The sequence below is a fragment of the Devosia sp. genome (assembly GCF_017307565.1).
Classification (GTDB): domain Bacteria; phylum Pseudomonadota; class Alphaproteobacteria; order Rhizobiales; family Devosiaceae; genus Devosia.
Window position 1 is genome coordinate 1 of record NZ_JAFKHD010000345.1, and the last position, 18,056, is coordinate 18,056.

Below are 18,056 nucleotides of genomic sequence, written 5' to 3' on the forward strand. Positions count from 1 at the left end.
CAGGGCGATGGGGGCTGAAGCTCTTTTGAACCCGGTCGTTCTTCTTTCCGCTCGTCATAATAGCACAAAGGCCGCGCTATCCCAACTTTGCAGGTTCCGCGGAAAAATGCGGAGCCGGGTACGGGGAAAGGCTGAGAGGGAGGACGGCAACGCGGGGAGGCGGCTTCAGGACTAGAGAATAGTCGCCGTGTGGGGGTTGACCTCGGGACGGGGACCGCCATGCTGAGGCCCATTTTGATCGTCATTGCGATGGCTATGCAGTTGCTTCTTCGTCTCTTCCTTTTCACTATCCTGCTTGCAACGCCGGCTTTTGCGCAGGTGCCCGGGCTCACAAGTGTGCCTGCGAGCACTGAGAATAGCGCCACCGAATCGAGCCAGGCGGTCGACGATCTCGTGCGCATTCTGGAAGACGATACGGCGCGGGCGGCGCTGATCGAGCGCCTGAAGCAGGCGGCGCCGACGACGGCCGAAGAGACACCAACCGAGGAAGTCCTGCCCGATCTCAGCATCGCGCGGCAGTTGGCCGAGTATACGCGGGGCGTGGCGCAGGGGGCTTCGGCGACCGTGCGGGCGATCGGCGGGATTTTCACCAATTTTCATCAGGCTTTCAGGGGGACGCTGGCGGCAGATTATGACGCGCTGCGGACGCTGGCGGTCAATCTTGGCGTCGTACTCGCGGGACTCTTCGGCAGTTTCTGGCTGATGAAACTGCTGGTGCGGCCGGTGCTGGCGGGAATTTCGCGCGGCGCCGCCAATCGCAATGCCTGGCAGAAGATGGGGATCGTTGCGGTCGGTGTGCTGTTCGATGCGCTGACAGTGATCGTCGCCTGGGCCTTTGGCTATATCCTGGCGCTCAATTTCGGCACGACGCCGCGCGGCGAAATGGGCATCAACCAGAGCTTGCTGCTCAATGCCTTCCTGCTCGTCGAACTGTGCAAGCTGGCGGTCCGGGTGCTGCTGGCGCCGCGGCTGACGACGCTGCGCTTCCTGCCCGTTACCGATGACAATGCGGCCTATTGGTCGTTCTGGCTGGCGCGGGTCGTGTCGCTGCTCGGCTATACTTTCATGTTTGTCGCCCCGCTTCTGCGGACGGCGATTTCGCCGGCTGCGGCTGCTGCTGTGCAGGTGCTGATCATGATCACGGTCGTCACCGTGGGCGTGATCATCGTGCTGCAGAACAAGGACGATGTGCGCAATTGGCTCTCGGACCTGTCGGTGCGTCGTGGTAGTTCGGGCCTGTGGCGCGTGCTGGCGGCGGTCGGGCAGCACTGGCACGTGCTGGCGATCACCTACCTGCTGGCGTTGCTTGTCGTGTGGTTTGCCAATCCCGACGAGGCGCTGCCCTTCATGCTGGGTGCGACGCTGCAGTCGCTGATCGCCATCGTGGTGGGTTCGCTCGTGGTCGGCTTTATCGGCCGCTTCGTCAATGTCGGACTGCGGCTGCCGCCCGATATCAGCCAGCGTCTGCCGCTGCTCGAAAGCCGGTTGCAGGCCTTTGTGCCAGCGGTGATGGCCGTGGTGCGCTGGGTTGTGATCGCGGCGGTCGTGATTTCGGTGGGACAGGCCTGGGATCTCTTTGATTTTGCCAGCTGGATTGCGAGCGACGAGGGGCTGGCGGTTGCCGGCTCGGTGGTGTCGGCGGCGCTGATCATTCTCGTCGCCATTGTGCTGCATGTCGTGGTGGCATCGTGGGTCGAATATCGGCTCAATGCCAGCGCGGGCAAGGCGGTGACGCCGCGCGAGAAGACGCTGCTCAATCTCTTCAAGAACGCCTTCACCGTGGCGCTGGTGATTTTCGGCCTGATGCTGGCGCTGGCCCAGATCGGGGTGAATATCGCCCCGCTCCTCGCCGGTGCCGGTGTCGTCGGTCTGGCCATCGGTTTTGGCGCGCAAAAGCTGGTTCAGGACATCATCACCGGCATCTTCATCCAGTTCGAGAATGTGATGAACGAAGGCGATGTGGTGGAGGCCGCCGGTAAGTCGGGCGTGGTTGAAAAGCTGACCATCCGCTCGGTGACCATTCGCGACATGACCGGCACGGTACACCTCATTCCGTTCTCGTCGGTCGACCAGGTGTCGAACATGATGCGCGGCTTCTCCTTCTATGTGTCGGAGGTGGAGATCGCCTATGACAGCGACATCGAGGGCGCCAAGCAGGCGATGCGTGACGCTTTTGCCCAGGTGATGGAGCAGCCCGACTTCAAGGCGGTGATCCTCGACGATCTCGACCTGCAGGGGCTGATCGCCATCACGCCGGCTTCGGTCAAGCTGCGCTCGCGCATCAAGACGCTGGCGGGCAAACAGTGGGGCGCGGGGCGCTACTATAGCGAGGTTCTGATGCGGCTCTTTGCCGAGCGCGGCATCGACACGCCAACGCCGCGCATGCGCTATGTCGGTGAGCGGGGCGGACGTCTTGCCGAACTGCCGCCGGGGGGCGAAGAACCGGCTTGAACTCATCGTGATCGGCCGGGGCTTTTGCCTTAAGGTGATCTTAATCGGGTGCGTTAATTATTTGATACGCGCGCCCGAAAGCTGTTCAGCCGGCGCGCTCGTGACTTTCTAGTAGCGCGTATCACGAGGCTCGACATGATCCGATCCGGCGGACTTTTCGCCTTTGGCAAAGCCCTTGTGGCTCTCTCCCTTGTTGTTGGCATGGCGGCTCCCGCGCATGCGAACAGCGCCGACTTTGTGCGCAGCCTCTGGCCCGACGCGCAGGCCATGGGCGTCAGCCGGCAGGCGTTCGATGCGTCTTTTGCCAATTATTCGCCGATTTCCAAGGTCATGGAACTGACGCGCAAGCAGCCAGAATTCTCCCAGACCGTGCAGCAATATATCGACAAGCGCGTGACCGCGGCCCAGGCCAGCAAGGGCGCGGCGATGCGCGCCGAATGGGCCAAAACCCTTGCCGGTACGCAGCAGCGCTTTGGCGTGCAGCCGGAAATCGTCCTTGCCATCTGGGGCATGGAAACCAATTTCGGCGGCTTCATGGGTGGAAACAACACCATCCATGCGCTCGCCACCCTCACCGAGGGCGGCTATCGCACCGACTTTTTCCGCAAGGAGCTGCTGACCGCGCTGCGCATCGTTTCGGACGGGCATATCACGCCCGACCAGATGGTGGGTTCCTGGGCCGGAGCCATGGGGCACACCCAGTTCATGCCCTCGAGCTTCATGCGCTATGCGATCGATTATAATGGCGACGGGCGCAAGGATATCTGGAACTCGGTGCCCGATGCGCTGGGTTCGACGGCCAATTATCTCAATGCCTTTGGCTGGCGCGCTGGGGAGACCTGGGGCTATGAAGTCAAGCTGCCGAAAGGTTTTGATTTTGCCCGCGCCCGACAGATTGAAAAGGCGCCGCTGAGCCAATGGCAGCAGATGGGGATTGCCCGCGTCTCCGGCCGGGCCTTTCCGCGGGCGAGCGATGTGGGCCGGCTCTACATGCCCGCGGGGGCCAATGGTCCGGCTTTCCTGCTGCTGCCTAATTTCGATGTGATCAAGCGCTACAACAACTCGGACAGCTATGCGCTGGCCGTCGGGCATCTGGCCGACCGGATCATCGGCGGGGGCAGCTTTGCGACGGCGTGGCCCGCCGGGGACTATGCGCTCAACAAGGACCAGCGCGCCCAGGTGCAGTCGCTGCTGTCGCGCGCCGGCTATGATGTCGGCACGCCCGACGGGGTTATCGGTCCCAAGACGCGGGCGGCGGTGATGGCCTTTCAGGCGCGGGCGGGCGTGCCGGCAGACGGCCACGTTTCGGGCCTGCTGCTCGACCGGCTGAAGCGCTGATCGCGCGAAAGCGTGATAGTGCGTTAACCTCTCGTTAACCCCAGGGGCGCAGACTCGGGGGGCTTAAGTAGAGGGCAGGCCAGCGCCAAAACGGTGCGCCTGCCTTCGCCCATTTGGCCCCGGCCAGCGGGTCACAATATGTCCGGCTTTCGGCTATACGGTGCCAAGGCTTCCCTCCCTAGATCTTTGTGTCGAATGTCCAGAATTCGTATTCTTGCCGCGCTCGCGGTTCTCGTTTCGCTGCTGCCGATCCCGGCTTTTGCCCTCTCGGTGATGGACCCGTTCAACCTGCCGACATCGATGGATGCCGGCACGTCCAAGATCGGGGATGGTATTCCCTATGCCGATGGGCCGCGGCACAAGCTCGATATCTATGGGCCGGAGCAGCGCGGCGCGCCGGCGCCGGTGGTGTTCTTCATCTATGGCGGCGGCTGGAGCCGGGGAGAGCGCAGCGACTATCAGTTTGTCGGCCGGGCGCTGGCTTCGCGCGGTTTCATCACCGTCATTGCCGACTACCGTCTGGTGCCGGAAGTGCGGTTCCCCGACTTCCTTTATGACAGTGCCGCGGCGATGCGCTGGGTGCAGGACAATATCGCCAATTACGGTGGCGACCCCAACCGGCTGTTTCTCGCCGGGCATTCGGCCGGCGCCTATAATGCGGTGATGCTGGCGCTCGATCCGTCCTATCGGCGCGAATTTGGCGTAACCATGCCGATCCTCGCCGTCGCAGCGCTTTCGGGGCCCTATGACTTCTATCCCTTCGAATATAGCGAAGTGCAGGAGGCTTTTGGCCGAGCGCCGAACCCCGAGGGGACGCAGCCGGTCAATCTCATTACCTCCGATGCCCCGCCAATGTATCTGGCGACCGGCACCACCGACCCCATCGTGCGTGTGCAGAACACCAACCACTTTGCCGAACGGCTGCGGGCGCAGGGCGTGTGGGTGACGACGCAGTATTATGAAGGCTTTGGCCATATGGAGCCGGTGATCGCCATGGGCGCGCTGTGGCGCTGGCGCATGCCGGTGCTCGACGACATGGTCGGGTTCTTCCAGCGCTTTGGCGCCTTCCCGAGTGGGGTGCCCTATGTGGCTGTGGCGCCCGAGGCGCCGGAGCAGCTGCCGGAATCGGTGGCGCCGATGGATCAGATCCTGTCGCAGCTCAATTCGATGTTCCAGCCGATCGAGGATTGAGCGGGGTCTGCGTTTGTGGCTCCCCCCCCTCCCATCCTCCCCCATCAAGGGAGAGGTGCTGTCTGGAGGGCGTGGCACTATCTAGCCACATACTCGATGCAACACCTCCCCCTTGATGGGGGAGGATGGGAGGGGGTGTTGGCGAGCGCCGAGGGGCGGCGTCGTTAATGCTGCGGCTCGATCACCACCGAGGCGGCGGAGCGTTTGCTGGGGCCGTGGAAGACGGCTTCGATATTGTTGCCGTCGGGATCGGTGACGAAGGCAGCGTAGTAGCCGGGATGGTAGTCGCGCTCGCCGGGCGGGCCGTTGTCCTGGCCGCCGGCGGCAAGGGCGGCCTCGTAGAAGGCGTCGACCATGGCGCGGTTATGCGCCTGGAAGGCGAGATGGATGTGGCTGGGCAGGATATCGCCCGGGGTCTGGTCGACGAAGAGTTCGTCGGCCTGGAACCAGTCCTTGCCCGAGGCGGTGATCGGGATGCCGAGAACGTCGAAGACGGCCTTGTAGAATTTCAGCGTCTTGTCGAAATCATGCGCGCGCAGGTGCACATGGTCGATAAGGCGGCCGGTGTGGAAGGCCATGGCGGGCTCCGTCTGGCGTCTGACCCTGGCCGAAATCCCGGGGCTGGACAGCAAAACGCCCGGACGAGCCGGGCGTTTCCAAAAAACCTGATCGTCTTATTCGGCCTGGTCGGCCGAGACGGAATTGAGCTGGCCGTACTTTTCCGGGCCGATCTTGTCGAGAAGATCGAGCTGGGTTTCGAGGAAGTCGATATGGCCTTCCTCGTCGGTCAGCAAGGCTTCGAAGAGGTTCTTCGAAACATAGTCGCCGAGCTGTTCGCAGAGCTCACGGCTCGCCTTGTAGGCGGCGCGGGCGTCATACTCGCCGGCGAGATCGGCTTCGAGGACTTCCTTGATGGTCTGGCCAATGCGCAGCGGCGCGACGCGCTGCAGGTTCGGGTGGCCTTCGAGGAAAATGATGCGCTCGATCAACCGGTCGGCGTGATGCATCTCTTCGATGGATTCAGCGCGTTCCTTGGCTGCGAGCTTCTTGTAGCCCCAATCATCCAGCAGGCGATAATGCACCCAATACTGGTTGACGGCGCCAAGTTCGAGAAAAAGGGCTTCGTTAAGCCGCTCGATGACCTGTGCTTCGCCTTTCACGACGTACTCCACTGCGTTGCTGCTTGAGCTTTTCAAGCCCTGTCTGGAACGTGACAACGTCACCAGGCGGATGGGCATGTTGGGCGTGATAATTCTCTGTGACCTGGACGATAATGTCCACCACATTCGGCACGCAGCCCGCGCATTTCGCACGTCGATTGAGCTCCGAATACACCTTTGCCGGGACCACCAACTGCCACGGATCGGCCTTCAAAAGATCCAGGACGATGTCCTCAATCTCGTTCGAGGTAATCATATTGCACTGGCAGACAAGCATTGGTGGGGCCGGAAAGTCGTCTCAACGGGCGGCAATAAACGCTCCGCATAGTTGAATGTCAACATCATAAATTGTCGCGCGGGGACGCGCTAGGCAAGGCTTTGCAGGAAAACGGAAAAGTTCGTCCCGCGGACCCTGGGGGCCTCGCGCCGGCCGCAAAACGCGCTAGGGTGAGGGGACAAGCGGGAGGAAAACGCGTGAACCAGATCGATCTCAAAGACCAGGTGGCAGTCGTGACCGGGGGCGCGCAGGGCATCGGCCTGGCCGTGGCGCGCCGGTTGCAGGCATCGGGGGCAAGGGTGAGCCTGTGGGATCAGCGGGCTGATCTCCTCGCGAGTGCCAAGGCGGAGATCGGGGCGGCTTCAACGGTTGCCGTCGACATTACCGACTATGCCGCGGTTGCTGCGGCAACGGCCAGCGTCGAAGTGGACCTGGGGCGGATCGACATTCTCGTCCACTCCGCCGGGATCGCGGGCAAGAACGCGCCGCTCGATGAATATGAGCTCGATGAATGGCGGCGGGTGATCGATATCGACCTCAATGGCGCCTTCCACGTCAACCGCGCGATTCTTGCGGGCATGAAGGCGCGCAATTATGGGCGCATCGTCAATATCGCCTCGATCGCGGCCAAGGAGGGCAACCCCAATGCCGCAGCCTATGCGGCGGCCAAGGCTGGCGTGATCGGCATGACCAAGGCCGTGGGCAAGGAAGTGGCGAAATATGACATCGCCATCAATGCCATTACTCCGGCGACGGCCAAGACGCGTATTCTCGACGAGCTGAAGCCCGAATTCATCGACTATATGCTGAGCCGCATTCCGCGCGGCCGGTTCCTTGAGGTCGAGGAAGTGGCCAATATGGTGGCCTGGCTCGTCAGCCGTGAAAACAGCTTTACGACGGCCGCCGTGTTCGACCTTTCGGGGGGACGGGCGACCTATTGACCGGCCGGCGTTCGGCTGTCGGCGGCGCCGGGGAGCGGCGCGGGGCTGCGACCTCGCGCCATTGGCCGGGGGCAAGGCCTTCCAATGTCCAATCCCCGATCTGCCAGCGCACGAGGCGCAGGGTCGGATAGCCGACGGCGGCCGTCATGCGGCGCACCTGGCGGTTGCGGCCCTCGGTAATGGTGAGGGAAATCCAGCTGTCGGGCACGCTCTTGCGGAACCGCACCGGCGGGTTGCGCTCCCAGAGGTCGGGCGGGTCGATGCGCCTGGCTTCGGCGGGTCGGGTGGGGCCGTCATTGAGGGTGACGCCGGTGCACAGCTTTTGCAGGGCTTCGTCCGAGGGAATGCCTTCGACCTGCACCAGATAGGTTTTGGGCAGCTTGAAGCGGGGCGAGGAAATCTCGGCCTGCAAGCGGCCATCGTCGGTCAGGAGCAGCAGTCCTTCGCTGTCCTTGTCGAGACGCCCGGCGGGATAGACATCGGGCACCTTGACGAAATCGGCCAGCGTGCCGCCAGGCTCGCCGCCGGAAAACTGCGTGAGCACGTTGAAAGGCTTGTTGAGGAGAATGAGCCGGGCCATGGCGCTGTGATAGTCGAGCCATCCGCCGGCGGCAATCATGCTGGCGTTCACCAGCATAACGCAAAGGTCTTTTGTTGGTCGCAATCGCCGGGCTAACATCGCGCCACAGCGTCAGCCTGCAGAATTTTGGGAGAAAGCCATGAAGTCGATCCTGTCGTCCAGACAAACCGTTTTGGCCCTGGCGACGGTGATTGCCTTGCCTGCGGCGCCGGTCCTTGCCGGGCCCGCCTTTGACGCCTGCGCGGCGCAGGCGTCGAGCCAGTACGAAGTCGGGTTCGAATCGATCGGCATGGAAACCTGGGACATCAATACCTCCGCCGCGATCAAGGCCTGTAGCGAAGCGCTGAAGCAGGAGCCCAATTCGGCCCAGCTCAAGGGCTGGCTGGCGCGCGCCTATTTCGCCAATGGCGACACCGCCAAGGCCGTGCCGCTGTTCGAGGAAGCGGCCAAGGGCGGGCATGTGGTGGCGCAGGCGATCTTTGGTGACATGCTGATCACCGGCGACGGCGTCGATGTTGACATGGAGCGCGGCGCCGAACTGCTGCAGGAGGGCGCCGAGGCCGGCTTTGCCCTGGCGCAGAACAGCCTCGGGCTTTCCTATGATTTCGGCGAGGGCGTCGAGCAGGATTACAACGAGGCGGCGCATTGGTATCGCGCGGCGGCCGAGCAGGGCATGGCCAAGGCGCAGTCCAATCTTGGGCTGATGTATCAGGAAGGCCTGGGCGTACCGCTCGACTATGTGGCGGCTGCCGCCTGGTTCGAACGGTCGGTGGAGCAGGGCGATGTTTCCGGCCAGGTGAACCTCGGCAAACTGCTGCAGGATGGGCTGGGGCAGAAGGCCAACCCGACGCGCGCGGCCGAACTCTATCGGCTCGCAGCCGACCAGGGCGACATGTATGGCCAGAACAATCTGGCGTTCCTCCTTGAAAACGGCGAGGGCGTCGATCAGGACCTCAAGGAAGCGGCCGAGCTTTATGAGCTGGCCGCTGACCAGGGCATGGCGCTCGCCATGCACAATCTGGCGCTGCTTTATGAAGACGGACGCGGCGTTGCCCAGGACTATGCGCGGGCCCGCAAGCTCTACCAGGAAGCGGCCGAGGGCGGGGAAATGCGCGCCGCGGTCAATCTGGGGCTGATCTATATGGATGGGCTCGGCACCGCGGTCGACTATGACGAGGCGCGCAAGTGGACCGAAATGGCGGCCGACAAGGGCCAGCCGATCGGGCTCAACAATATGGGCCATATCTATGAGAATGGCCTCGGCGTCGATGTCGATCTCGCTTTGGCCAAGAGCTATTATGAGCAATCGGCGGCGCAGGGCTATCAGCTGGCGGTGGACAATCTCGCCCGGCTCAACCAGCCGGCGACCGGCGGCAAGACCAAGTCGAAATAGAGATTTTTTTGGGGGGCGTTGAGCCCCCCTTTTGTTTTGGGCTCAGAACTCGTCCTGGCCGGGATTGGCTTCGGCGGCAGCCTTCTGGCGGTGACGCGCAGCGCTGACGGCGGCGGAGGCCGCGGCGCGGTGGGCGGTCGAGAAGAATTCGCGCTGCACGATGATCAGCACCGTGGCAAGACATGCCGCGACGGCGAGCCATTCCGAGACGAACCAGGCAACGGTCGACACCGCGAAATAATAGGCGCGGATGCCGGAGTTGAAATTCTTGGCGCCGAGCGCGTTCATGCGGGTGATGGCGTCGATTTCTTCTTCCGAAGCTACCCGGTCATGATCGAGCGCACCGAGCATGATGCAATAGTGATTGAACTGGCGCAGCGACAGGGTGAAGGCGAAGAAGGCCAGGACGAACATGACCAGCATGACCATGAGATGAATCTGCACGTCGCCCACGGTGAAGGTGTTGTCGACCGAGAGCGTGTCGAGCGTTTCCATCAAGGTCGGGGTCTGGCCGAAGACGGCGAAGACCGCCAGCGCCAGCAGAACCGAGGTCGAGGCCAGGAAGCTGACCGAACCCATGATATTGCCCGACAGGATGGCATCGAACGGGCTTTCGCGCCGGGTGGCGTTACTGACCCAGCGCCGGCGCTGCATGTTCATGATGCTCGAGAGCGACGGCCGTCGCCGCTCCACCAGGGGCACGATGAAATTGTAGGCGTAGTAGGCAAAGAGCGGGAAGAGCGAGGTCAGAAGGGTGGTTGTCACGGCGGCCCCCGAGGCGTTGCTGGTCCGATTATAGCGGGCGGGGGTGGCGGCGGAAGAGCGCGTCGATATCGGCGAGAACTGCATCCGACAGGGTGAGTGTCGCGGCGCCGAGATCAGTCGCCAACTGCGCGGTGCTGGTGGCGCCGATGATCGTCGAGGTGACGAAGGGACGGCTGCGGCAGAACGCAATAGCCATCTGCGCCGGATCAAGCCCGTGGCGCGCGGCGAGGGCCAGGTAGTCGCTGGTGGCGGCGTCGGAATATTCGTTCTGGCGCCAAAAGCCCTTCTGATATTCCTTGCGGCTGCCATTGGGCACCGCGCCGCCAAGATATTTGCCGGTCAGCATGCCGGCGGCGAGAGGGGAATAGGCCAGGAGCCCCACATCTTCGTGGTGGCTGAGTTCGGCCAGGTCATGGTCGAAAAGGCGGCGGAGGAAATTGTATTCGTTCTGCACCGAAGCGAGGCGCGGCAGGCCCTTGGCTTCGGCAATACGCAGCCACTGAGCAATGCCCCAGGTGGTTTCGTTGGAGACGCCGATGGCGCGGATCTTGCCGGCCTTGACGAGGTCGCCAAGGGTTTCGAGCATGTCTTCGAGATTGGCGAGACTGTCGGCCGTGTCCTGCTTGTGCGGGGAATAGCGCCAGTAGTTCTCAAAGTGATAGTGGCCGCGACTGGCCCAATGGATCTGGTAGAGATCGATATAGTCGGTCTTGAGGCGCTTCAGGCTGCCATCCACGGCGACGCGGATCGAGGCGCCATCGGCGCGCTTGCCCTCGCGCAGGAATGCATTGCCGCCGCCGCCGATCTTGCTGGCGAGCACCCAGCTTTCGCGATCCTTGTGGGTCGCGAACCAGTTGCCGATGATTTCCTCCGTGCGGCCGGAGGTTTCCGGGCTCCCCGGCACGGCATAGAGTTCGGCGGTGTCCATGAAATTGATGCCGGCATCGCGCGCCATGGCGATCTGGGCGTGGCCTTCGGCCTCGGTATTCTGGCTGCCCCAGGTCATGGTGCCGAGGCAGATGTCGGTGACCTCGATCCCCGTACGTCCGAGTTTCTTCAGTTCCATGACACGCCTCTTAACCTGTGTTCCAAACCGGGGCGGACGGTAGACCGTTCGCCGCGATGGCGGGAAGGGGCGGGGCGGGATGGTTGCCATGTCACGACAAGTTTTCCACATGCCATGCGCTGCAAATGCCTGATTTTGCTGAGGTCGGGGCGCAAACGTCAAAAAAGCGTCACTCAGGGCGAGTTGGGGGTTGAGGTCTTCGGCGCTACCACCTATATAGCCCTCACACCGCGCCGAGGCGCTGTGTTTGACGCGGGATGGAGCAGCCCGGTAGCTCGTCAGGCTCATAACCTGAAGGTCGCAGGTTCAAATCCTGCTCCCGCAACCAAAAAAGGCCCACAAGACTTCAGTCTTGTGGGCCTTTTCCTTTTTGGCATTTCGAAATGTCGGCTCAGCCTGGCGCGCCAGGCCAGTAATGGGCATCGCTGGTGGGGCGGGGGCCGAAGATAGCCTGGCCGACGCGGACAATGTCGGCGCCTTCCTCGATGGCGATTTCATAATCGCCCGACATGCCCATGGAGAGCCTGGTCAGGCCCGGATGAATGCCGAGGGCGCGTTCGCGCAGATCGGCGAGGAGACGAAAGCAAGGACGGACGCGCGCGGGATCGGCGCTGAAGAGGGCAAGGGTCATGAGGCCTTGTGGCTTGAGGCGCGGAAAATCGGCGAGGCGCTCAACGAAGGGGAGCAGAGCGTCGGGAGGGAGGCCATATTTGCTATCCTCGTTTGACGTGTTGACCTGGACGAAGACGTCGAGATCGCGGTTTTCAAGTTCCAGGCGCCGGTTCAGTTCTTCGGCGAGGCGGATGCTGTCGAGGGCGTGGAACTCGGAGGCGAAGCGGACGAGGTATTTGACCTTGTTGGTCTGGAGATGCCCGACAATGCTCCAGCGGATAGCGAGATCGCCCAGTTCTGCCAGTTTGTCGCGGGCTTCCTGCAGCTTGTTCTCGGCGAAATCGGTGATCCCGACGCCATGGGCGAGGCGCAGCACCTGGGCGGGCACGGTTTTGGTGACGGGCAGAAGGCGGACATCGTCACGGGCCCGGCCGCTGCGCTCGCAGGCCGCAGCAATACGGGCGTTTACGGCGGCAAGATTGGCCGCGAAAGCGGGACCGGGGTTCGGCCCGAAGCGGGCGACATCGGCAGGGGAAAGAACCGGGATATTGGGGGCAGGCATGGCCTTGGCTCGCTCCTCGGGACGGTGACAGGTCTTCCCCGGGGTAGCATGAGGATGGTCTGTATTTCCCGGCCACTTTTCCAGTGATCAGCAGACCATTGCGTCAGGCGTCGCGCAGGGCTTGAGCCAGGCGCTTGACGGCGTCTTCGATTTCGAGCGGCGTGTAGGCGGCAAAGCCCATGAGAAAGCCCGTCTGGCCGATATTGCCGGAATGGAGGGCGGAGAGCCCCATCAACTCGATGCCGGTGCGGCGGGCGGCTTCGATGGCGCTGCGTTCGGCGATGTCACCGATGAGGTGGCAGGGCATCTGGAGGCCGCCGGCGGGGATTTGCGGATCGAGGATATCGGGCAGGTACCGGCGGAGCTGGGTGACGAGGGTATCGAGGCGCCGGGCATAGGTGTTGCGCATGGCGCGGACATGGGCGCCGAAATGGCCTCCCTCCATGAAACGGGCGAGGGTCAGCTGGGTCAGCGATGCGGTGTGGCCGTCTTGCAGGGTGCGGGCCACAGTCATGGGTTTTACCAGTTGTGGCGGCAGGACGGCGTAGCCGAGCCGGAGGCCGGGAAAGAGGGCCTTGGTAAAAGTGCCGACATAAATGGTGCGCTCATGCGGATCGAGCCCCTGCACGCAGGCGGTGGGCCTGCCGGCATAGTGAAACTCGCTGTCGTAATCGTCCTCGATGATCCAGGCCTGATGGTGCGCAGCCCATTGGATGAGGGCGAGGCGGCGATCGAGGGTCAGGGTTGCGCCGGTGGGAAACTGATGCGAGGGGGTGAGGAAGACGGCTTTGGCTCGTTGAGGCTGAGCGAGGATCTGGTCGACTTCGATGCCCTGGCGGTCGACGCTGATGGGAACACAGTGGAGTCCGGCGGCCTCAAAAGCCTTGCGCGCGCCATAATAGCAGGGGTTTTCGACAAAGATGTCATCGCCGGGATCGAGCAGGAGATTGGCGCAGAGTGCCATGGCCTGCTGCGAGCTGGTCAGCACGAGGACCTGATCGGCCGTGGCGTGGCCGCCACGCTCGAGATTGACATAGTCGGCGATGGCGCGCCGCAGCGGCTCGAGGCCCTGAGGGTGGCCTTCGATCAGCGCCCTGGTGCCGATTTCCTTGAGCACCTGCCGTTCGAGCCGTTCCCATAGCTGCAGGGGGAAATTGCGTGTTTCCGGCACCCCATGGACGAAGGGGCGGGGCGCGAGGAGTTCGCGCACGCCACCGCTTCGGAACAGGGCCGCGCCGCGCTGAGAGAGATTGGGCGCCTGATGGCGCCACAGGGCTTCGCGTCGGCTTGGCCGTCGTCCTGGCGCGAACTTGGTCATTTCCGCGACGAAACTGCCGCTGCCGACGCGCCGCTCGATAAAGCCTTCGGCATGGAGCTGGGCATAGGCGGCTTCGATGGTGTCGCGGGAAACCCCGAGCGACACGGCCAAGGCGCGCGATGCAGGCAGAGGTTTTGCGGGGCCAAGGGCGCCATCGACGATCAGCTGTCTTATGGCGCGCTGGATGCGCGCGTGCAGCGGCATGGCAGCATAGCTGGGATGGGCAAGTGCGGCTTTGACGGATTCGAGCTGCGAGTGCTTGAACAAATGGTCTGGCCTCTGCTCGATAAATGGCAGGGAATGTCAGGCCAATTGGCGACTAGAAGTCAAGCCCGAACGGCCCTGGGGCCAATTTTCTGGAGCTTTGGGATGCCTTCTCCTTCCCTGCAACGATCGCCATTTCGGCTAACCGATTTTGTCCATCCGGTGGTGGCGGGGCTGATCTCGGTCATCGTCAACTATGGCGGCACTTTCATCCTCGTATTTCAGGCGGCGCGGGTTGCCGGGTTGAGCCCGGAGCAGACTGTGTCATGGGTCTGGTCGATTTCGATCGGTGTCGGCGTGACGGGGCTCTTTCTCAGCTGGCGCTATCGCGAGCCGATCATCACGGCATGGTCGACGCCAGCGGCGGCGTTTCTCGTGACGGCGCTCGCCGCGACGCCTTATGCCGAGGCGGTGGGGGCCTACATGATCTCGGCGGCGGCCTTTGTCGTGCTGGGACTTTCAGGGTGTTTCGAGCGGGTGATCCGGCTGATCCCGCCGGGCATCGCCTCGGGCCTGCTGGCCGGCATCCTGCTGCAATTCGGCATTGGGGCGTTTGGTGGGGCCAGTCTTGATCCGGAGCTGGTTGGTTTGCTGGTCGTCGTCTATCTGGTGCTCAAGCGGTTTGCCGGGCGCTATGCGGTGGTGGGGATTCTGATCTTGGGGCTGGCATTTTTGCTGATCGAGGGGCGTGTCGATCTCTCGGGCCTGCAATTGCAGTTTGCCAAGCCGGTTTTCACCATGCCCGTATTTTCCGCCAATGCGCTGCTCAGCGTGGCGCTGCCGCTCTTTCTCATTACGCTGACAGGCCAATATATGTCCGGCATGTTGGTGCTGCGGAATGACGGGTTCAAGACCAGTGCCAATCCGATCGTGGCGGTCACGGGGCTGGGATCGCTGGTCATGGCCCCCTTTGGGTCACATGCCTTCAATATTGCAGCGATCACGGCGGCCATTGCTACCGGACCGGAGGCCCATGAGGACCCGTCGAGGCGCTGGATCGCCGGGTTGGCGGCCGGTGCATTTTATGTGCTGGTCGGGATATTTGGGGTGACGCTGGCGGCCGTGTTCATGGCGTTTCCGGCGACTTTTATCACCACCCTTGCGGGGCTGGCGCTGCTCGGTACGGTGGGCGGCAGTCTTGCCGGAGCGATGGCGGACCCGGCGGGGCGTGAAGCGGCGTTGATCACGTTTCTGGCTTCGGCGGCAAATATCAACCTTTTGGGGATCGGCGGAGCCTTTTGGGGCCTGGTGATCGGGCTGGTGGCGCATGTGGTGCTCACTGTGCGCTTGCCGCGGCGCGGGACGGTTGGCGCCAAGGCGGCGGAGTGATGCCGTTTTCGAGCGGTGGTGGCAAAGAACTCAATGATCGGATAAGGGTTTGCAATCTCGACAGCCAGCGCAGGTCAGTTCCTTGTCATCTATCGTTCCTGTCATTCTCGCCGGGGGTCAGGGGACCCGACTGTGGCCGAAGTCGCGCTCGGCGCGCCCCAAGCAGTTCATCGATCTCGTGGGGGAGACCAGTCTCTTCCAGCAGAGCCTTGAGCGGGTGAAGGATGCCGGGCGCTACGCGGCGCCTGTTGTCATCACCAATGCCGAATATCGCTTCCTTGTCGCCGAACAGGCGCAGGAACGGGGCATTGCACTCGGTGCGATCCTGCTCGAGCCGGTGGCGCGCAATACGGCGGCGGCGATTGCCGCGGCGGCGCTCGTGGCGGTGAGTCAGGATGAGAGTGCGGTCATTCATGTGCTGGCTTCGGACCATCTGATTCCGGCAAGTGCAGAATATTTTGGTGCGGTGGACAGTGCTGCCCTTGCCGCGCGCGACGGGCATCTCGTGACCTTCGGTATCACCCCGGACCGGCCGGAAACCGGTTATGGCTACATTGCCATCGGTGATGCGCTGAACCATGGCGCCCACAAGGTTGCGGCCTTTGTCGAAAAACCCAATCTTGAAAAGGCCGAGGTCATGCTGGCCCAGGGCGGCTTTGCCTGGAATTCGGGCATGTTCATGCTGCCGGCAAAGCTGTTTCTTGCCGAGTGCGAGACGCTGGCTCCCGACGTTTATGCCGCTGCGCGCGGTGCGGTGGCGGGCGCGCGACGTGACCTCGATTTCATCCGGCTCGATGAGCCAGCCTTTTCGGCTTCGCCCAATATCTCGGTCGACTATGCGATTTTCGAGCGCACGGACAAGGCTGCGGTGCTGCCGGTGTCCTTTGCCTGGTCCGATCTCGGTGCCTGGGATGCAGTGTGGAAAGGGCAGGGACACGATGCCAATGGCAATGCCGTTTCCGGCCCGGCGCTGATTTCGAACTCGACCAATTCGCTGGTGATGAGCGAATCCGCCCATGTGGTGATCGACGGGCTCGACGATGTCGCCGTGATCGCGACGGAGGATGCGGTGTTCGTCGGGCGGTTGAGCCAGGCGCAGAATGTCGGGGCGATCGCCAAGCAGTTGAAGGCGGATGCCGCGACGAGGGCGCTGACCGAAACGCACAAGACGTCCTACAGACCCTGGGGCGGATATTCGTCGATCCTGATGGGCGGCCGGTTTCAGGTGAAGAAGCTTTTTGTGAAGCCCGGCAAGAAGCTCAGCCTTCAAAAGCACCATCACCGTTCGGAGCATTGGATCGTGGTGCGCGGTACCGCCGAGGTGACGGTCGATGGGCAGGTGACCATGCTGACCGAGAACCAGTCGATCTATCTGCCGCTAGGCTGCACGCACCGGCTGGCCAATCCGGGCAAGATCGAGCTCGAGCTTATTGAAGTGCAGACCGGGTCTTATCTCGGCGAGGAGGACATCATCCGGATCGAGGACGAGTTCGGGCGGAACTGAGTGGGGCTAAGGCCCCCCTCACCCGACGGCGCGCCTTTGGCAGGATGAGGCTGTGCTCAGCAGGCCACGACGTTGACAGCAAGGCCGCCCTGGCTGGTTTCCTTGTATTTTTCGCTCATGTCCTGGCCGGTCTGGCGCATGGTTTCGATGCAGGAATCGAGCGGGACGGCGTGGATGCCGTCGCCCTTGAGAGCGAGTGAGGCGGCGGTGACGGCCTTGACGGCGCCGAAGGCATTACGCTCGATGCAGGGGATCTGCACCAGGCCGCCGACGGGGTCGCAGGTCATGCCCAGGTGATGTTCGAGCGCGATTTCGGCGGCGTTTTCCACCTGTTCGGGTGTGCCGCCCTGGATGGCGCAGAGCCCGGCTGCGGCCATGGCCGAGGCGGAGCCGACTTCGCCCTGGCAGCCGACTTCGGCGCCCGAGATCGAGGCATTGTGCTTGAGGATGCCGCCGATGGCAGCGGCGGTCAGCAGGAAATCATGCACCGCGGCGCGGCCCATGCCGGCCTGGAACTGGGTGGCATAGCGCAGCACCGAGGGGATGACGCCGGCTGCGCCATTGGTGGGGGCGGTGACGACACGGCCACCGGCGGCGTTCTCTTCGTTGACGGCCATGGCAAAGAGGCTGAGCCAATCGTTCCCACTCAGCGGATCGATCTCGTTGCGGCCCCATTTTTCCGCCAGTTGCACATGCAGGGCCTTGGCGCGGCGGCGCACTTTCAGGCCGCCGGGCAATTGCCCGTCCTGCATGAGGCCGCGATCAATGCAGCCGGACATGGCGGACCAGATGTCGTCGAGGCCCTTGTCGAGCTTTTGCCGGGAGACGCGCACTTCCTCATTGGCACGCTTCATGGCGGCAACGGAAAGGCCGGAGTGGCGCGCCATGTCGAGCATTTCGGCGGCATTGGCGAAGGGCCAGGGCACGTCCTGCTTGATGGCGGGGGCCTGCTTGAGCGCGGCCAGTTCGTCCTGACTGACGACGAAGCCGCCGCCAATGGAGAAATAGACCCGGCGCAGCAGCAATTGCCCGTCCCCGTCATAGGCGCAGAACTGCATGCCATTGGGGTGGCCGGGGAGCGGGGTGCGCGTGTCGAGGGCGAGGTCGACGGCGGGCCGGAAGCGATAGGAGCGATGGCCGGGCGGCTCGATGCGGCCGGTGTCGCGGATATGAGCAATGATTGCGTCCATGCGGTCGGGATCGACCTCGCGCGGATTTTCCCCGGCAAGCCGGAGAAGGACGGCGCGGTCGCTGCCATGGCCGATGCCGGTATAAGCGAGAGAGCCGTGAAGGCTTGCAGTGATC

15 protein-coding genes and 1 tRNA gene are annotated in these 18,056 nt (G+C 63.1%); 8 read left to right on the forward strand and 8 right to left on the reverse strand.

Annotated features, from left to right (window positions below; all coding sequences use genetic code 11):
- The first annotated feature begins 219 nt into the window (after positions 1–219).
- The 3 genes from J0I64_RS13530 (at position 220) to J0I64_RS13540 (ending at position 4,980) form a co-directional block, all read left to right on the forward strand.
- Complete coding sequence (locus tag J0I64_RS13530) at positions 220–2,451, forward strand: mechanosensitive ion channel domain-containing protein (RefSeq protein WP_291409080.1); 2,232 nt, start codon at positions 220–222, stop codon at positions 2,449–2,451.
- Between the two features lie 135 nt (positions 2,452–2,586).
- Entirely contained in the window at positions 2,587–3,789 is a 1,203-nt protein-coding gene (locus J0I64_RS13535) for a lytic murein transglycosylase (protein WP_291409082.1), read from the forward strand.
- Positions 3,790–3,984: 195 nt separating this feature from the next.
- On the forward strand, positions 3,985–4,980 hold the full coding sequence (locus tag J0I64_RS13540; protein WP_291409084.1) for an alpha/beta hydrolase: 996 nt from the start codon (positions 3,985–3,987) through the stop codon (positions 4,978–4,980).
- A gap of 164 nt (positions 4,981–5,144) precedes the next feature.
- On the opposite strand, the gene J0I64_RS13545 is transcribed toward J0I64_RS13540, so the two are convergent.
- A complete protein-coding gene (locus tag J0I64_RS13545) occupies positions 5,145–5,558 on the reverse strand; it encodes a VOC family protein (RefSeq protein ID WP_291409086.1) in 414 nt (137 codons plus the stop codon).
- 96 nt (positions 5,559–5,654) lie between these two features.
- A complete protein-coding gene (gene bfr, locus J0I64_RS13550; RefSeq protein ID WP_291409088.1) occupies positions 5,655–6,140 on the reverse strand; it encodes a bacterioferritin in 486 nt (161 codons plus the stop codon).
- A 474-nt stretch (positions 6,141–6,614) separates the two neighbouring features.
- Here bfr and J0I64_RS13560 point away from each other — a divergent pair, with 474 nt between their 5' ends.
- Positions 6,615–7,358 (forward strand): SDR family NAD(P)-dependent oxidoreductase, encoded by a 744-nt coding sequence (locus tag J0I64_RS13560; protein WP_291409092.1) that lies wholly within the window; start codon positions 6,615–6,617, stop codon positions 7,356–7,358.
- Here J0I64_RS13560 and J0I64_RS13565 read toward each other — a convergent pair.
- The gene (locus tag J0I64_RS13565) at positions 7,309–7,995 is read right to left on the reverse strand and encodes a pseudouridine synthase (protein WP_291409094.1); all 687 of its coding nucleotides are present in this window, start codon (positions 7,993–7,995) and stop codon (positions 7,309–7,311) included. The genes J0I64_RS13560 and J0I64_RS13565 overlap by 50 nt on opposite strands.
- A gap of 82 nt (positions 7,996–8,077) precedes the next feature.
- Between J0I64_RS13565 and J0I64_RS13570 the strand changes: the two genes are divergently transcribed.
- Positions 8,078–9,331, forward strand: coding sequence for a tetratricopeptide repeat protein (locus J0I64_RS13570; RefSeq protein ID WP_291409096.1), 1,254 nt, complete (start codon positions 8,078–8,080; stop codon positions 9,329–9,331).
- A gap of 42 nt (positions 9,332–9,373) precedes the next feature.
- On the opposite strand, the gene J0I64_RS13575 is transcribed toward J0I64_RS13570, so the two are convergent.
- Together J0I64_RS13575 and J0I64_RS13580 are read right to left on the reverse strand one after the other, a co-directional pair.
- Positions 9,374–10,096 carry a DUF599 domain-containing protein gene (locus tag J0I64_RS13575; RefSeq protein ID WP_291409098.1) on the reverse strand — a complete coding sequence of 241 codons (723 nt, stop codon included), beginning with the start codon at positions 10,094–10,096 and terminating at the stop codon, positions 9,374–9,376.
- Positions 10,097–10,124: 28 nt separating this feature from the next.
- Positions 10,125–11,162 (reverse strand): aldo/keto reductase, encoded by a 1,038-nt coding sequence (locus J0I64_RS13580; protein ID WP_291409100.1) that lies wholly within the window; start codon positions 11,160–11,162, stop codon positions 10,125–10,127.
- A 251-nt stretch (positions 11,163–11,413) separates the two neighbouring features.
- Between J0I64_RS13580 and J0I64_RS13585 the strand changes: the two genes are divergently transcribed.
- Positions 11,414–11,490, forward strand: a tRNA-Met gene (locus J0I64_RS13585).
- Between the two features lie 63 nt (positions 11,491–11,553).
- Here the strand turns inward: J0I64_RS13585 and J0I64_RS13590 are convergent.
- On the reverse strand, positions 11,554–12,336 hold the full coding sequence (locus J0I64_RS13590) for a YggS family pyridoxal phosphate-dependent enzyme (protein ID WP_291409102.1): 783 nt from the start codon (positions 12,334–12,336) through the stop codon (positions 11,554–11,556).
- A 103-nt stretch (positions 12,337–12,439) separates the two neighbouring features.
- Positions 12,440–13,921 carry a PLP-dependent aminotransferase family protein gene (locus J0I64_RS13595; RefSeq protein WP_291409104.1) on the reverse strand — a complete coding sequence of 494 codons (1,482 nt, stop codon included), beginning with the start codon at positions 13,919–13,921 and terminating at the stop codon, positions 12,440–12,442.
- A gap of 102 nt (positions 13,922–14,023) precedes the next feature.
- Here J0I64_RS13595 and J0I64_RS13600 point away from each other — a divergent pair, with 102 nt between their 5' ends.
- Together J0I64_RS13600 and J0I64_RS13605 are read left to right on the forward strand one after the other, a co-directional pair.
- On the forward strand, positions 14,024–15,247 hold the full coding sequence (locus tag J0I64_RS13600; RefSeq protein ID WP_291409106.1) for a benzoate/H(+) symporter BenE family transporter: 1,224 nt from the start codon (positions 14,024–14,026) through the stop codon (positions 15,245–15,247).
- Between the two features lie 82 nt (positions 15,248–15,329).
- On the forward strand, positions 15,330–16,751 hold the full coding sequence (locus J0I64_RS13605) for a mannose-1-phosphate guanylyltransferase/mannose-6-phosphate isomerase (RefSeq protein WP_291409107.1): 1,422 nt from the start codon (positions 15,330–15,332) through the stop codon (positions 16,749–16,751).
- A gap of 56 nt (positions 16,752–16,807) precedes the next feature.
- On the opposite strand, the gene J0I64_RS13610 is transcribed toward J0I64_RS13605, so the two are convergent.
- Positions 16,808–18,056 (reverse strand): L-serine ammonia-lyase (locus J0I64_RS13610; RefSeq protein WP_291409109.1); only part of this gene is annotated, 1,249 nt, incomplete at its 5' end.

Excerpts from the sequence above, each read along its gene's own strand:
- J0I64_RS13530 (WP_291409080.1), top strand. The coding sequence starts at position 220 with ATGCTGAGGCCCATTTTGATCGTCATTGCGATGGCTATGCAGTTGCTT.
- J0I64_RS13535 (WP_291409082.1), top strand. The coding sequence starts at position 2,587 with ATGATCCGATCCGGCGGACTTTTCGCCTTTGGCAAAGCCCTTGTGGCT.
- J0I64_RS13540 (WP_291409084.1), top strand. The coding sequence starts at position 3,985 with ATGTCCAGAATTCGTATTCTTGCCGCGCTCGCGGTTCTCGTTTCGCTG.
- J0I64_RS13545 (WP_291409086.1), bottom strand. The coding sequence starts at position 5,558 with ATGGCCTTCCACACCGGCCGCCTTATCGACCATGTGCACCTGCGCGCG.
- J0I64_RS13565 (WP_291409094.1), bottom strand. The coding sequence starts at position 7,995 with ATGCTGGTGAACGCCAGCATGATTGCCGCCGGCGGATGGCTCGACTAT.
- J0I64_RS13570 (WP_291409096.1), top strand. The coding sequence starts at position 8,078 with ATGAAGTCGATCCTGTCGTCCAGACAAACCGTTTTGGCCCTGGCGACG.
- J0I64_RS13580 (WP_291409100.1), bottom strand. The coding sequence starts at position 11,162 with ATGGAACTGAAGAAACTCGGACGTACGGGGATCGAGGTCACCGACATC.
- J0I64_RS13590 (WP_291409102.1), bottom strand. The coding sequence starts at position 12,336 with ATGCCTGCCCCCAATATCCCGGTTCTTTCCCCTGCCGATGTCGCCCGC.
- J0I64_RS13600 (WP_291409106.1), top strand. The coding sequence starts at position 14,024 with ATGCCTTCTCCTTCCCTGCAACGATCGCCATTTCGGCTAACCGATTTT.